Source organism: Pseudomonas sp. DW-iso17, assembly GCF_058725345.1.
In genome coordinates, this window is record NZ_JBZXEA010000018.1 from 13,944 (window position 1) to 28,890 (window position 14,947).

11 protein-coding genes are annotated in these 14,947 nt (G+C 61.5%); 8 read left to right on the plus strand and 3 right to left on the minus strand.

Annotated elements, in window-relative coordinates; genetic code table 11:
• The first annotated feature begins 668 nt into the window (after positions 1 to 668).
• Complete coding sequence (locus tag AC4PS6_RS13995; RefSeq protein WP_060766977.1) at positions 669 to 1,394, plus strand: response regulator; 726 nt, start codon at positions 669 to 671, stop codon at positions 1,392 to 1,394.
• On the plus strand, positions 1,391 to 3,001 hold the full coding sequence (locus tag AC4PS6_RS14000) for an ATP-binding protein (protein ID WP_336827424.1): 1,611 nt from the start codon (positions 1,391 to 1,393) through the stop codon (positions 2,999 to 3,001). The genes AC4PS6_RS13995 and AC4PS6_RS14000 overlap by 4 nt, the downstream gene beginning before the upstream one ends.
• A gap of 79 nt (positions 3,002 to 3,080) precedes the next feature.
• Here the strand turns inward: AC4PS6_RS14000 and AC4PS6_RS14005 are convergent, their stop codons facing one another.
• Positions 3,081 to 3,800, minus strand: a complete 720-nt coding sequence (locus tag AC4PS6_RS14005; RefSeq protein ID WP_336827425.1) for a 4'-phosphopantetheinyl transferase family protein — start codon at positions 3,798 to 3,800, stop codon at positions 3,081 to 3,083.
• Positions 3,801 to 3,938: 138 nt separating this feature from the next.
• Here AC4PS6_RS14005 and AC4PS6_RS14010 point away from each other — a divergent pair, with 138 nt between their 5' ends.
• Genes AC4PS6_RS14010 through AC4PS6_RS14020 form a run of 3 tightly spaced genes read left to right on the plus strand, consistent with a single transcriptional unit; the run spans position 3,939 to position 6,286 of the window.
• Positions 3,939 to 4,247 carry a hypothetical protein gene (locus tag AC4PS6_RS14010; RefSeq protein WP_003193560.1) on the plus strand — a complete coding sequence of 103 codons (309 nt, stop codon included), beginning with the start codon at positions 3,939 to 3,941 and terminating at the stop codon, positions 4,245 to 4,247.
• An 18-nt stretch (positions 4,248 to 4,265) separates the two neighbouring features.
• On the plus strand, positions 4,266 to 4,943 hold the full coding sequence (locus AC4PS6_RS14015; RefSeq protein WP_003193559.1) for a response regulator: 678 nt from the start codon (positions 4,266 to 4,268) through the stop codon (positions 4,941 to 4,943).
• The gene (locus AC4PS6_RS14020) at positions 4,940 to 6,286 is read left to right on the plus strand and encodes an ATP-binding protein (protein WP_019817208.1); all 1,347 of its coding nucleotides are present in this window, start codon (positions 4,940 to 4,942) and stop codon (positions 6,284 to 6,286) included. The genes AC4PS6_RS14015 and AC4PS6_RS14020 overlap by 4 nt, the downstream gene beginning before the upstream one ends.
• Positions 6,287 to 6,414: 128 nt before the next feature.
• On the opposite strand, the gene AC4PS6_RS14025 is transcribed toward AC4PS6_RS14020, so the two are convergent.
• Entirely contained in the window at positions 6,415 to 7,413 is a 999-nt protein-coding gene (locus AC4PS6_RS14025; protein ID WP_014719572.1) for an AraC family transcriptional regulator, read from the minus strand.
• 338 nt (positions 7,414 to 7,751) lie between these two features.
• Between AC4PS6_RS14025 and AC4PS6_RS14030 the strand changes: the two genes are divergently transcribed.
• The 3 genes from AC4PS6_RS14030 (at position 7,752) to AC4PS6_RS14040 (ending at position 10,784) form a co-directional block, all read left to right on the plus strand.
• Complete coding sequence (locus AC4PS6_RS14030; RefSeq protein ID WP_003189258.1) at positions 7,752 to 9,083, plus strand: dicarboxylate/amino acid:cation symporter; 1,332 nt, start codon at positions 7,752 to 7,754, stop codon at positions 9,081 to 9,083.
• Between the two features lie 133 nt (positions 9,084 to 9,216).
• Positions 9,217 to 10,203 (plus strand): XdhC family protein, encoded by a 987-nt coding sequence (locus AC4PS6_RS14035; protein ID WP_014719571.1) that lies wholly within the window; start codon positions 9,217 to 9,219, stop codon positions 10,201 to 10,203.
• Positions 10,200 to 10,784, plus strand: coding sequence for a nucleotidyltransferase family protein (locus tag AC4PS6_RS14040; RefSeq protein WP_020301724.1), 585 nt, complete (start codon positions 10,200 to 10,202; stop codon positions 10,782 to 10,784). The genes AC4PS6_RS14035 and AC4PS6_RS14040 overlap by 4 nt, the downstream gene beginning before the upstream one ends.
• A gap of 557 nt (positions 10,785 to 11,341) precedes the next feature.
• Here the strand turns inward: AC4PS6_RS14040 and rne are convergent.
• Positions 11,342 to 14,491: a ribonuclease E gene (gene rne / locus AC4PS6_RS14045; RefSeq protein WP_336827426.1), complete on the minus strand. Its 3,150-nt coding sequence runs from the start codon at positions 14,489 to 14,491 to the stop codon at positions 11,342 to 11,344.
• Positions 14,492 to 14,947 lie beyond the last annotated feature (456 nt).

Genomic DNA, 14,947 nt, shown 5'->3' on the forward strand with positions numbered 1-14,947 from the left:
TGACAGTGGCCCCATTCAAGCCCTGCAACACCCGTACCGTTTTCTGCCAATCGGGCTGGAAAACGGTTGCCATCCGCGTGCGCGGTTTGGGCTTTCAAAAAATGCTTTGGTTCAACCAAGCACGAGCAAGAAAGCGCTTGAGTTTCTTGTCTGATCTGTGTTTGGTCTTTTCGCTGAAAACCCTACATGTAGGGTTTTTTTAGCGCCGAGGTACAAGATAATGCGTTTTCGGGGGCTTAGCAACGCACTACCTGTGGATAACGCTGTGGGTAAAATGTGTATGAATCATGGAACACCCGTGTAGGCCGCATTACTACTGGATTACACCGTTTGTCACCGAATATTCCCGGCTAGAAACTGCCGGCGGGAATTTTGAGGGCGCGAACCCTACCACAAAAAATCGCCATGACCGAATGGATTTCGCGGCTTGTGTTCAAGGGCCGTTGCATGGCTACAATCGGCCTTTGTTATGCCTTCAAAACATGACAAACAGGCTATGCCTGCGGAAGATCAATAGGTGGGAGCTGGCTTGTCTGCGATGGCGGTGTATCGGCCACCAACAGGCGCGCTGACCCACCCTCATCGCAGGCAAGCCAGCTCCACACCGACCGTATTTCACATTCGATTGTGTCGGCCAGAAGAACTTCTTATAAAAACGAGGACAATGCATGGAGCAAGAAGCCTGGCAGATACTGATCGTCGAGGACGACGAGCGACTCGCCGAGTTGACCCGTGAGTACCTGGAAAGCAACGGCCTGCGTGTGTCGGTGGAAAGCGATGGTGCCAAGGCCACGGCGCGCATCATCGCCGAACAGCCCGACCTGGTGATCCTCGACCTGATGCTGCCCGGCGAAGACGGCCTGAGCATCTGCCGCAAGGTGCGCGAGCGTTATGACGGCGTGATCCTGATGCTCACCGCGCGCACCGACGACATGGACCAGGTGCAGGGCTTGGACATGGGCGCCGACGACTATGTGTGCAAGCCCGTGCGCCCGCGTTTGTTGCTGGCACGTATCCAGGCGCTGCTGCGCCGCAGCGAACCGGTGTTGCCCGTTGCAGTGGAAAACCAGCGCCGCCTCCAGTTTGGTCCGTTGGTGGTGGACAATGCCTTGCGCGAAGCCTGGTTGCATGAGGGCAGCATCGAACTGACCAGCGCTGAATTCGACCTGTTGTGGCTGCTGGTTGCAAACGCCGGACGCATTCTGTCCCGCGAAGAAATCTTCATAGCTCTGCGCGGTATTGGTTATGACGGCCAGGATCGCTCCATTGATGTGCGTATCTCGCGCATTCGGCCAAAGATCGGCGACGATCCGATCCACCCACGCCTGATCAAGACCATTCGCAGCAAAGGCTACCTGTTCGTCCCCGAAGCTGCTGCCGATATGCCGCTGTGAACTCGATCTTCCTGCGCATCTACGGCGGCATGTGCGCGGCGCTGATCCTGGTGGCGTTGCTCGGCGCCCTGGCACTGCACCTGCTTAATGACGTGCGCAGCGGCCAGTACCGTGAGCGCCTGGCCCACGGCACTTTTGCGTTGATGGGCGATAACCTGCAGCCCATGAGCGCCATTGAACGACAGCGCGCCTTGGCGGTGTGGGAGCGTTTGCTCGGTATTCCGCTGGAACTGCGCACGTTCACCGATGCGCAATTGGACCTTGGCCAGCGCAACCGCCTGCAACGCGGCCAGGTCCTGGTGGAACAGACCGGGCCTCATGCGGCGCGGGTGCTGCGGTTGGTCAGCGAGCAAGAGCAATTGGTGCTTACCGGCGAAGTGCAGCAGATCAGCGAGCAATTGGCCCGCGCAACCATTTACCTGCTGGCCGACGAACTGGTGCGCTTCCCGGTGGCCGAACAGCCCCAGCGCCTGGCCGACATCAAGCACGCCAAGGGTTTTGGTTTTGAAATGCACTTGACGGCCCTTGACCAGGCCGACATGGACGACGACCAGCGTCGTCGCGTGGCGGAGGGCGATACGGTGATGGCGCTGGGCAAGGGCGGCGATTCGATTCGCGTGTTTGCCGGCATGGTCGGCACCCCGTGGGTACTGGAGATCGGCCCGCTGTACCAGATGAACCCATACCCGGCGCAATGGCTGATCCTGATCACCTTGATTGGCCTGACCCTGATCGGCTTGATCGTCTATTTGCTGGTGCGTCAACTTGAGCGCCGGCTCAAAGGCCTGGAGGCGGCGGCTACGCGTATCGCCAAGGGCAACCTGGAAGTGCGCGTACCCGCTCGCGGTGCAGACTCGGTCGGGCGCCTGGCGGCAGCCTTCAATGGTATGGCCGAGCACTTGCAGCAATTGCTGGCGATTCAGCGCGAACTGGTGCGCGCGGTCTCCCACGAGCTGCGCACACCCGTCGCGCGCCTGCGTTTTGGCCTGGAGATGATCGGTGACGCCGCCACGCCCGAAGCGCGGCGCAAGTACCTGGAGGGTATGGATGGCGATATCCAGGACCTTGATGGCCTGGTGGATGAGATGCTCACTTATGCCCGCTTGGAACAGGGTGCGCCGGAACTGAATTTCCAGCGCGTGGACCTTGATGCATTGCTCGACCAGGTGATTGGCGAATTATCGCCATTGCGCCCCCAGGTCACCGTCACCCGGGGTATTTGCCTGTCATCGGCGCATTGGGATGACGCCTGGGTCGACGCTGAACCGCGCTACCTGCACCGCGCCCTGCAAAACCTGGTGAGCAATGCCATGCGCCACGCCAAAGGCCAAGTGTTGATCAGTTATCAGGTGGGGCAGGTACGCTGCCGCATCGATGTGGAAGACGACGGCCCCGGCGTGCCGGAAAGCGCCTGGGAGCGGATCTTCACGCCGTTCCTGCGCCTGGATGACAGCCGTACCCGCGCCTCTGGCGGGCATGGCCTGGGTTTGTCGATCGTGCGGCGGATTATCTATTGGCACGGCGGGCGGGCGTTGATCAGCAAGAGCAACAACCTGGGCGGGGCGTGCTTCAGCCTGAGCTGGCCCAGGGATCAGGATAAGCCCTGACACCGCTGTCGCAGGCAAGCCAGTTCCCACAGGCGAATGCATTCCCAATGTGGGAGCCGGGCGTGCCCGCGATGGTGGTCTACCAGGCGCTGATAGCCACCAGGCTCAACAACTGCTCCCCTTGCACCACAAACTGCCCTTCCAGCTCTTTGCCAGGGCCCCACTCTTGCGAAAGATCGGTCAGCAACCGCAACCGCACCCTCCCAGCCGCTGACCACTCCAGCACCTCGGCATGCTCGAAATAAAAGCGCTTGTGCACGATCGGATAGAGCGCCTTGAACAGGCTTTCCTTGACCGAAAACGTCAGCGTCACCAGCAAGGCGTGTTGCTCACGGGGCAGGGTGGCCATGCGCTGTAATTCATCGGCCGTCAGGATTTCCCCGGCCAGGCGTTCGGCCCGCTCCAGTGACAGCAGATGCTCCAGGTCCATGCCCAGCCCGCGCCATTGCGCCTTGTGCCCGACAATCGCCGCAGCGTGCCCGGTGCTGTGGGTGATGGAGCCACTGATATGCCCTGGCCAGACCGGGGCGCGGTCTTCGCCGATGGCCGGGACGCAGCGCAGATGATCGAGTCGTTGCAGCGCTTCGCGCGCGCACAGGCGCCCGGCGAGAAATTCCGCCTGGCGCTTGGCGACCGAGCGCTGGATGCTCGCCGGCGGCGGTACATCGCAGCGCTGGAAATCGCCCGGGCTCAATAAAGCCGGGTCGAATCGCGTGCTCAAAAACACCGTGCCCGGCAAGGGAACCGGCAACGGCCAATGATCATCGAGTGGGGTGCAGCAAGCGGGTAGGGGCGTCATGCGCGGTATTTTGCCGAGTTGGCGGGCCAGTGGATAGCCCGGTGCGGTTCAGCTGCGGTTCAGAGCCTGTTCAGGGGGAGTTCAGGGGCGCCTGCGTAGTCTGGACCCCACAGCCCAAACGCGTATGAGGTAACCACCATGACTGCGATCAAAAAGCTGATGTTGGCCTTGACCATGCTTGGCGCCACTGCTGGCGTGCAGGCGTCCGATGGCGCCTTTGCGGCCTTTGGCAGCGAGAAAACCAAGAAATCCAGCAACCTGATCCATCGTGTCAGCTTCGAAGACGCTGGCACTCAGGCTGCGCCGTGGGGCCAGGCCCTGGGCGCTACCCCTGCGCAACCCGACTATCGCAGCGGCTACGCGCACCTGACCGGCCACTACAATGGCATAAAACTGCGCCCCCAAGAGCTGCAGGGCCGCTATGATATCCCCCTGTCGGCTAGTTGAATTGCAGTGGAGAACCTTATGAAATTGCTGGTGGTGGAAGATGAGGCGCTGCTGCGTCATCACCTGTTTACCCGCCTGACCGACAGCGGGCATGTGGTCGAAGCCGTGGCCAATGCCGAAGAAGCCCTGTACCAGACCGGCCAATTCAACCATGACCTGGCGATCATCGACCTTGGCCTGCCCGGCATGGGCGGCCTGGACCTGATTCGCCAGTTGCGCACCCAGACCAAGACCTTCCCGATCCTGATCCTCACCGCCCGCGGCAACTGGCAGGACAAGGTTGAAGGCCTGGCGGCCGGGGCCGACGACTACGTGGTCAAACCGTTCCAGTTCGAAGAGCTGGAGGCGCGCATGAACGCCTTGCTGCGCCGCTCCAGCGGTTTTACCCAGTCGACTATCGTTGCCGGGCCGCTGCTGCTGGACCTCAACCGCAAGCAAGCCTCCCTTGACGAGCAACCCCTGGCGCTGACCGCCTACGAGTATCGGATCCTCGAATACTTGATGCGTCATCATCAGCAAGTGGTCGCCAAAGACCGTTTGATGGAGCAACTGTACCCGGATGACGACGAGCGCGATCCAAACGTGATCGAAGTGCTGGTCGGCCGCCTGCGCCGCAAGCTGGAAGGCCCGGCCGGGTTCAAGCCAATCGATACCGTGCGTGGCCTGGGCTACCTGTTCAATGAGCGCTGCCGTTGATTCGTTCGCTACGTGTGCGCCTGATGCTGGCGGCCGCCACCCTGGCCGTGCTGTTTATGCTCGGCTTGTTGCCGGCCATGCAAGGCGCGTTCAGCCTGGCGCTGCAGGATTCCATCGAACAGCGCCTGGCGTCGGATGTGACCACCCTGATTTCCGCGGCGCGGGTCGACAATAACCGCCTGCTGATGCCGGCGCAGTTGCCCGATGAGCGTTTCAACCTCACCGACAGTCGGCTGTTGGGCTATATCTACGACCGTGAAGGCCATCTGGTATGGCGCTCGCGGGCGACCCAGGAAGAAAACATCAACTACAAACCGCGCTACGACGGGCGCGGCAACGAGTTTGCGCGCATTCGCGAGGCCAATGGCCAGGAATTTTTCGTGTATGACGTCGAGGTCCGGCTGCTGGGAGGCAAGAGCGCGGCGTTCAGCATTGTCGCCCTGCAGCCGGTACGCGAATACCAACTGACCCTCGAAGGCCTGCGCGAGAACCTCTACCTCGGGTTCGGCGCGGCCTTGCTGGTGTTGTTGACGCTGTTGTGGCTGGGCCTGACCTGGGGCCTGCAAGCCCTGCGACGCCTGAGCCATGAACTCGACCAGATCGAAGGTGGCACCCGCGAAAGCCTCAGCGAAGAACACCCCCGCGAACTGCTGCGCCTGACCGGCTCCCTGAACCGCTTGCTGCACAGCGAGCGCGAACAGCGTGCGCGCTACCGCGACTCCCTCGATGACTTGGCTCACAGCCTGAAAACGCCACTGGCGGTGTTGCAGGGCGTGAGCGAAGACATGGCCCAGCGCCCCGAAGAACGTAGCCAGGCGTGGGTGCTGCAATCGCAGATCGAACGCATGAGCCAGCAGATCGGATACCAGTTGCAGCGTGCCAGCCTGCGTAAAAGTGGCCTGGTGCGCCACCAGGTCCGCCTGGAACCGGTGGTGCAAAGCCTGTGCGATACATTGGAAAAGGTTTATCGCGACAAGCGGGTCACCGTGACCTTTGATTTGCCGCAGGCCTGCGAGGTACCCATCGAAAAGGGCGCGTTGCTCGAAATGCTCGGCAACCTGCTGGAAAACGCCTACCGCCTGTGCCTCAAGCAAGTGCGTATCAGCCTGGTGGAAAACCTCGATGGCATTGAGCTGTGTATCGAAGACGACGGCCCCGGCGTACCACCGGACCAGCGTGCACGGATCCTGCAGCGCGGCGAACGGCTAGATCGCCAGCACCCGGGGCAGGGGATCGGGCTGGCGGTGGTCAAAGACATCATCGAAAGCTATCACGCGCGGTTGACATTGGGGGATTCAGCGCTGGGTGGGGCGGCGTTCAGGATTCACTTTCCTGCCTTGTGATCTGCACTGGCCTCATCGCAGGCAAGCCAGCTCCCACAGTTGATCGGGTTTACAAATTTTGATGTGTGAATACATTCAAGTGTGGGAGCTGGCTTGCCTGCGATGAGGCCTTCCCAGCCAATACGCCTCTAACTCTCCTGCGCTCTGTAGGCCCCCGGCGTCAGCCCCGTCCACTTCTTGAACGCCCGATGAAACGCCGACGGTTCGGAAAACCCCAACTGCTCGGCGATCTCCTGCAAAGACAAATCCGCCCGCCCCAGGTGGTAAATGGCGATATCCCGGCGTAGCTCATCCTTCAATGCCTGAAAACTCGTGCCTTCTTCGCGCAGGTGGCGGCGCAGGGTCTGTGGGCTGATGTGCAGGTGCTGGGCAACGGCTTCCAGGTCTGGCCAGGGCGTGCGGTCGCGGCTCAGCAAGCGACGCAACTGGCTGCTCAGGCTGTCGCCTTCATCCGGCCGCGACAGCAAGTCGGCAGGGGAGCGCTGCAAGAAGTGCTTGAGGGTGCGTTCGTCCTGCAACAGCGGCAGGCTCAGGTAGCGGCTGGGAAACACCAGGCTGCTGGTCGGCGCGCCGAACACCTGGGGGCAGGGGAACAGCAGGTCGTATTCACCGGCATGGGCCGGCATCGGGTAACTGAAGGTGGCCTGCTGCAGCCGGATACGCTGGCCGATCAACCAACTGCCCAGGCGATGCCAGATCACCAGCAGGCATTCACTGAGGAAGTGGTCCGGGTCCCATAGCTGTGAGTCGTCCAGGCTCAGACGCGCCATGTCGCCTTCTTTGGTCAGTTGCCAGCGTGGGCCTTGGGGGAACAGGCTATAAAACAATAAGCCGCGCTCCAGCGCCTTCTCCAGCGTGCGGCAATGAATCAGCGCATGGCACATCATGGCGAAAGTGCCACGTTTGCTCGGCCCTTCTGCAAACCCCAGGTATTCGTCATCCAACCCCAGCCAGAGCATTTGCAGCAAGCGGGTAAATTGCTCTGGAGCGATGCGTGCGCGGGGTTCGGTCAGCAGTTCCGGGGTGATGCCCACCTGCTGCAACACCCCCGAGTAGTCAAAACCGGCCCGGCGCGCACCGCCGAGGGCCGCTCGGGCGTAATGGCTGGCGATGGTACGTTCACGCATGCAAGGGCCTCATCCATGGAGGGGCGGATGGTAGCCATCACCCGGCGGGGCGACAAGGCGGATATCCGCCAAATTGTAGGACGAGACAGGATGAGTGGGCGGAAATCCGCCACCCTGTTGCATTCTCCGGAGTCGCCCGTGAACCCCAAGCCCTGATGTCTAAAGGCCTTCAGCGCGTTTAAGCAAAGTGGCACGCTGTTTGCGATAAGGATTACAGCGCAGGCTTGCTCCTACAGGCTTCGCAAACAACAAATCCCTCCAGTGCAGGAGGGTTCGCAATTCAAGTGCCGTGGGCAATGGCGGATATTTGCCACACGGGACGATTGAGGAACTTTGCAATGACGACTCGTCAGCCAATCTACAAATCCCTGTATTTCCAGGTGATCGTTGCAATCGTTATCGGTATCTTGCTCGGCCACTTCTACCCACAGACCGGCGTGGCCCTCAAGCCACTGGGTGACGGCTTTATCAAGCTGATCAAAATGGTCATCGCCCCGATCATTTTCTGTACCGTGGTCAGCGGCATCGCCGGCATGCAAAGCATGAAGTCGGTGGGCAAGACCGGCGGCTACGCGCTGCTGTACTTCGAAATTGTTTCCACCATCGCCCTGCTGATTGGCCTGGTCGTGGTCAACGTGGTGCAGCCGGGCGCCGGCATGCACATCGACGTCGCGACCCTGGATGCTTCCAAAGTGGCGGCCTACGTCACCGCTGGTAAAGACCAGAGCATCGTCGGCTTTATCCTCAACGTCATCCCGAACACCATCGTCGGCGCCTTCGCCAACGGCGACATCCTGCAAGTGCTGATGTTCTCGGTGATCTTCGGTTTCGCCCTGCACCGCCTGGGTGCCTACGGCAAGCCGGTGCTGGACTTCATCGATCGCTTCGCCCATGTGATGTTCAACATCATCAACATGATCATGAAGCTCGCGCCAATCGGTGCCCTGGGTGCCATGGCATTCACCATCGGCGCCTACGGTGTTGGTTCCCTGGTGCAGTTGGGCCAGTTGATGATCTGCTTCTACATCACCTGCATCCTGTTCGTGGTGCTGGTGCTGGGCGCTATCTGCCGCGCTCACGGTTTCAGCGTGTTGAAGCTGATCCGCTACATCCGTGAAGAACTGCTGATCGTACTGGGCACCTCGTCGTCGGAATCCGCACTGCCGCGTATGCTGATCAAGATGGAACGCCTGGGCGCGAAGAAGTCCGTGGTCGGCCTGGTGATTCCAACCGGTTACTCCTTCAACCTCGACGGTACTTCGATCTACCTGACCATGGCGGCCGTGTTCATCGCTCAGGCGACCGACACCCACATGGACATCACCCACCAGATCACTCTGCTGCTGGTGTTGCTGCTGTCGTCCAAAGGCGCGGCTGGCGTGACCGGTTCGGGCTTCATCGTACTGGCCGCCACCCTGTCGGCTGTCGGCCACTTGCCGGTTGCCGGCCTGGCGCTGATCCTGGGTATCGACCGCTTCATGTCCGAAGCCCGTGCCCTGACCAACCTGGTGGGTAACGCAGTTGCCACCATCGTTGTGGCCAAGTGGGTCAAGGAACTGGACACCGACAAGCTGCAAAGCGAACTGGCGTCTGGCGGTACCGGTATTTCCGAAACCCGCGAGCTCGATGACCTGGGCGTGGCAGAAGGCCCGGCGCCTGTCGTCAAGTAAGTGGCTGCTGGCGTGAACTGACGCCAACGCTATCCGCAAACGCCCCGACTGGTTCGGGGCGTTTGCATTTCTGGGGGGATGCAACGGATATTTTTGGTTTACAGTGAGCGCGACAGTACTTACCGGAGGCCTGATGGACAGTGTGGATCTGAACGTCCTGCGCAGCGTGCTGCAATGGCGCCGCGCCGGGCAGCGCGTGATGTTGTACAGCGTGGTGCAAACCTGGGGCAGCGCGCCGCGCCCGCCAGGCGCAATGCTGGCCCTGCGCGGTGATGGTGTGGTGATTGGCTCGGTGTCGGGCGGTTGCATCGAGGATGACTTGATCGCGCGCCTGCAAGACGGCCGCTTGCCTGCTGACGGCCCGCCCGTGCAGTTGGTGACCTACGGCGTCACTCGCGACGAGGCGGCGCGTTTTGGCCTGCCCTGCGGCGGCACCCTGAGGCTCACCGAGGAGCGCGTGGAGGAGTGGGGTTGGGTCCAAGCGCTGCTGGCGCGTTGTGAAGATCACCAGATTGTCGCTCGCGAGCTGAACCTGGCCACCGGCGAAGTGATCTTGAGCGCCGCCAGCAAGACCGACGTGGTGAGCTTCGACGGCGAACGCTTGCGCGCCATCTATGGCCCGCGCTGGCGCCTGCTGTTGATCGGCGCCGGGCAGCTGTCGCGCTACGTAGCGGAAATGGCGCGCCTGCTGGATTTCGAAGTGCTGATCTGCGACCCCCGCGAAGAGTTCGTCTACGGCTGGGAAGACCAGCATGGCCGCTTTGTGCCGGGCATGCCCGACGAGGCGGTGTTGAATATTCATACCGATGAACGCACGGCTATTGTCTGCCTGACCCACGATCCACGTCTGGATGACATGGCGTTACTGACGGCGCTGAACTCCACGGCGTTCTATATTGGCGCCCTGGGTTCGCGGGTCAATACCCAGAAGCGTCGGGAGAACCTGGCCGCGCTAGGCCTGTCGGCGGAGGCCATTGCGCGCTTGCACGGGCCGATCGGCCTGCACATCGGCAGCCATACGCCGGCGGAAATTGCGCTATCGCTGATGGCGGAAATTGTTGCGATCAAAAACGGTGTGGCACCGATGCAGAAAAAACCGATGGCAGTGGTGGCCGAGTGACGGTGACGGCGATTGTGCTGGCGGCGGGGCAGGGCAGTCGTTTTCGTGCCGAAGCTGGAGCTGATCAAGACAAATTGCTCGCCGCGTGTGTGGGGCTGGATGGCGTTCGTCGGCCGGTCATCGAGCAGGTGCTGCGCAACTTGCCTGAGCGTGTTGTAACACGCTGGCTAGTGACGTCGCCGGAGCGCGGGGAGGTTATCCGCCTGGCAGAGGCTTATGGCTGTCAGGTGGTACTGCTGGATTCGAGCGGTATGGGCGACAGCATTGCGGCGGCGGTCAAGGCCAGCGGTGCAGCGGATGGGTGGCTGGTGGTGTTGGGGGATATGCCGTTTATTCAGTCATCGAGTATCGAACGGGTGATCGCCAGCGTGGAGGGCGTCACTGTGCCGGTATCTGCCGGGCAGTACGGGCACCCGGTGGCTTTCCATCACAGGTTTGGGCCGGCGCTGATGGCTCTGAGTGGGGATCGTGGGGCCAGGCCGTTGTTTGCACAAACTCAGGTGCGAGAGGTGCAGGTAGATGATCCTGGTGTGCTTTGGGATGTGGATGTGCCGCAACGGTTGAGTTTTACTGCAGGTTAAGTGTGGCAGCTGGCTTGCCTGCGATAGCCATAGGTATCTACTTAGAGCCGACGTTGGACCTGTGGCGAGGGAGCTTGCTCCCGTAACGGCCTGATAGCCGGCGCATATCTACCTGACGCACCACCGTCCAATGTGGGAGCTGGCTTGCCTGCGATAGCGGCCTGACAGTCAACACAGTTGGATTGTGTACATATCCATTCCTGCGGTAACGGCCACTTAGGGTTCCGCCCTGACGGCGGCTAAACCGGCATCCCTGCCGGTTTACCCCCCAAATCCCTGTCGAATTCCGGCCAGCGTGGTTTGACGGGGCGCCTAAGATCAAAAGCAGTTCAAGAGCGACTCGCTTCGCATCGTGGTTACCGTCTGCCGTTACAGCCCACAAAGTTGTGTAGATACCTATGCTGCGATAGCGGTGTGTCAGTCACCGCCACGCTGGCTGAATCGACGCTATCGCAGGCAAGCCAGCTCCCACAGTGATCGCATTCCAGGTCGAGATAATCAGCCATGAAAAAGCCCCGCCTGATCACTCAGGCGGGGCTTTTTAGTGGCTTATGGAATCAGACGAGGGGTTTAGGCTCGTGCTCTGCTTCCTGGGCCTCGTGCTCTACCGCCTGGGCAGCGGCAGCGGCAGCAGCAGCTTCGGCTTCCTTGCGGCGGCGACGCACTTCACGTGGGTCATTCGGCGCACGGCCGTTTTCGGTGAGGGCGCTTGCAGGCGCAGCTTCAACCACAGGGGCGGCCACTTCGGCAACCACCGGGGCTTCAACTTCAACCACGGCCGCAGGCTCCACAACCGGCGTCGGCTCAACCACTGGGGCTGGCTCGGCGACGACTTCAGCAACCGGTGCCGGTGCTTCTTCTACCACTGGGGCAGGCGTTGGCGCTTCAACCGGTGCAGCCGGTTCGGCAGTCCACTGGAAGGCGGTCTGTTCTTCGCGAACTTCACGCACAGCCGGGGCAGCTTCTTCGACCGCCGGAGCTTCTACAGCCGCTTCGACTACTGGCTGAGGCTCAACCACTGGAGCCGGTTCAACGGCAACCGCTTCAGTTTCTGGCTGTGCGTCGCGAACCGGGGCAACTTCCACTTCCGGAACCACTGGGGCTTCGACAGGGGTTGTGGCTTCAACGACTGGCGCTTCAACAACCGGCGCTTCAACCGCTGGGGTTTCGGCGGCTGGCGCTTCTACGGCAACAGTGTCTTCGACGGCAGCGGTAGCACGTTCGGCTTGCTCGTGAGCCTGGGCTTCAGCAGGGGCGCTGATGACCGAACTGGCAACGGCAGCGGTAACGGCCAAGCCGGCAGCCAGTTCGGCGCCTGTTGGCTCGTTGTTGGCAGCTTCTGCGTTCTCGCCGGTTTCTTCCGAACCTTCGATTACGTTGCCGTTGGCATCACGCTGACGCTCACGACGGTTGCTGCGACGACGCTGGCCGCGGGAGCGGCGGCGTGGACGATCGCCTTCGGCGTTGTCCTGGCCGTCTTCCTGCAACTGCTCTTCGCCGGTCAGTACTTCTTCTTCGGTGGCAGCAGCGGCTTGCTCGGCGCGTGGTTGACGCTCTTCACGTGGCGGGCGCGGTTGGCGCTCTTCGCGTGGCGCGCGTTCTTCACGCGGCTGGCGGGCTGGGCGCTCTTCGGTGCTAACGGCTGCGGCAGCGGCAGGTGCCGCGTCCAGAGGCTCGCGCAGTTCACGCACGCGTTCTTCACGCTCGCCACGTGGCTTGCGGTCTTCACGTGGAGCGCGTGGGGTACGTGGGGCGCGCTCTTCACGCGGTGCACGTTCTTCACGGGCGACGGTCGGGGTGTCTTCACGGGCTTCGCGAGGCGCACGCTCTTCACGTGGTGCGCGTTCTTCACGCGGGGCACGTTCTTCGCGAGGCTTGCGCTCTTCGTCACGGCGGCCGTTGCGGTTACGGCTCTGCTGGCGACCGTTGCGACGTTCTTCGTTGCGCGCCGGGCGCTCGGTGGCAGGTTTTTCAACCACAACCGGGGCAGCAGGCTCTTCCTTGGTGGCGAACAGGCTGACCAGCGACTTCACCAGGCCCTTGAACAGGCTTGGCTCAGGCAGGGCGGCCGGCGCGGCAACCGGGGCGGCAGCTTCGGTCGGTACCGGTGCGTTGGCACGGGCCGGTGCAGTCTTCACCGCGGCTTCCTGGCGAACCAGGGTGCGGGTCGCAGCGGCTGGCTGGACTTCTTCGACTTCGGCGGCAGCCGCGGCGATTTCATAGCTGGACTGCCCGCTATGGGCTTCCGGGCTGTCGTCACGCAGGCGCTGGACTTCGAAGTGCGGCGTTTCGAGGTGATCGTTCGGCAGGATGACGATACGGGCACGGGTGCGCAGTTCGATCTTGGTGATCGAGTTGCGTTTTTCATTGAGCAGGAAGGCGGCAACCGGAATCGGCACTTGGGCGCGAACTTCGGCGGTACGGTCTTTCAGGGCTTCTTCTTCGATCAGGCGCAGGATCGCCAGGGACAGCGATTCAACGTCACGGATGATGCCGGTGCCGTTGCAACGCGGGCAGACGATGCCGCTGCTCTCGCCCAGGGATGGACGCAGGCGCTGACGGGACATTTCCAGCAGGCCGAAGCGCGAGATGCGGCCGACTTGCACGCGAGCGCGGTCAGCTTCCAGGCACTCGCGGACTTTCTCTTCCACGGCGCGCTGGTTCTTGGCAGGGGTCATGTCGATGAAGTCGATCACGATCAGGCCGCCGATGTCACGCAGGCGCAGCTGGCGGGCGATTTCTTCAGCCGCTTCCAGGTTGGTCTGCAGGGCGGTTTCTTCGATGTCGCTGCCTTTGGTCGCACGTGCCGAGTTGATGTCGATGGACACCAGGGCTTCGGTCGGGTCGATCACGATGGAGCCGCCGGAAGGCAGTTCGACCACGCGCTGGAAGGCGGTCTCGATCTGGCTTTCGATCTGGAAACGGTTGAACAGCGGCACGCTGTCTTCGTACAGCTTGATCTTGCTGGCGTACTGCGGCATCACCTGGCGGATGAAGGTCAGGGCTTCGTCCTGGGCTTCAACGCTGTCGATCAGCACTTCGCCGATGTCCTGGCGCAGGTAATCGCGGATGGCACGGATGATCACGTTGCTTTCCTGGTAGATCAGGAACGGCGCGGAACGATCCAGGGACGCTTCTTTGATAGCGGTCCACAGTTGCAGCAGGTAGTCGAGGTCCCACTGCATTTCTTCGCTGCTGCGGCCAAGGCCGGCAGTGCGCACGATCAGGCCCATGTCGGCCGGTGCGATCAGGCCGTTCAGCGCTTCACGCAGTTCGTTACGCTCTTCGCCTTCGATGCGACGGGAAATACCGCCGGCACGTGGGTTGTTCGGCATCAGTACAAGGTAACGACCGGCGAGGCTGATGAAGGTGGTCAGGGCCGCGCCCTTGTTGCCACGTTCTTCTTTTTCGACCTGGACGATGACTTCCTGGCCTTCGCTCAGGACGTCCTTGATGTTCACGCGGCCTTCAGGGGCTTTCTTGAAGTATTCGCGGGAGATTTCTTTGAGGGGCAGGAAGCCGTGGCGCTCGGAGCCGAAATCGACAAAGGCAGCCTCAAGGCTTGGTTCGATGCGAGTGATACGGCCTTTATAGATGTTGGCCTTTTTCTGCTCGCGTGCACCGGATTCGATGTCCAGGTCGTAGAGGCGTTGGCCATCTACCAGTGCAACACGCAACTCTTCGGGTTGAGTTGCGTTAATCAGCATTCTTTTCATGTTGTACCGTCGGTTTCCGGGCTGCCGGAAACGGCGTTCGGCACACACGACTTCTCACGGTCGGTGTCAGGTGCGTCAAGAGTGGTTGGCCACTCCAGTGTCCAGCAAAATCGGCCAATTGGGCCGGTATCGCGACGGACGCGTCCTGCTCGTTAGCGGTGGTGACAAAGGCACCACTTCAACAAAAGCTAAGGTCAGGAGGAGGAATCAACCGGCGACTGTGGACGAGATGAAGCGTCTAAAACAAGCCTAGTGCTACACAGTCCGACGGTTGTGCATCTCCACCCTACACGTATCCCTGATAATTCGGGTGCTGCCGCGCGCAGAATCCGCAGCGGGTTGGCATTTACCGTGTTCTCCAATGGGGAGTCCACGCTCATGGCTAAACAAGACTAGGTGTGGGCGGTTGCGCTCTCACTCAGCTCTTAACAGGCGTTGTTTCCGAAG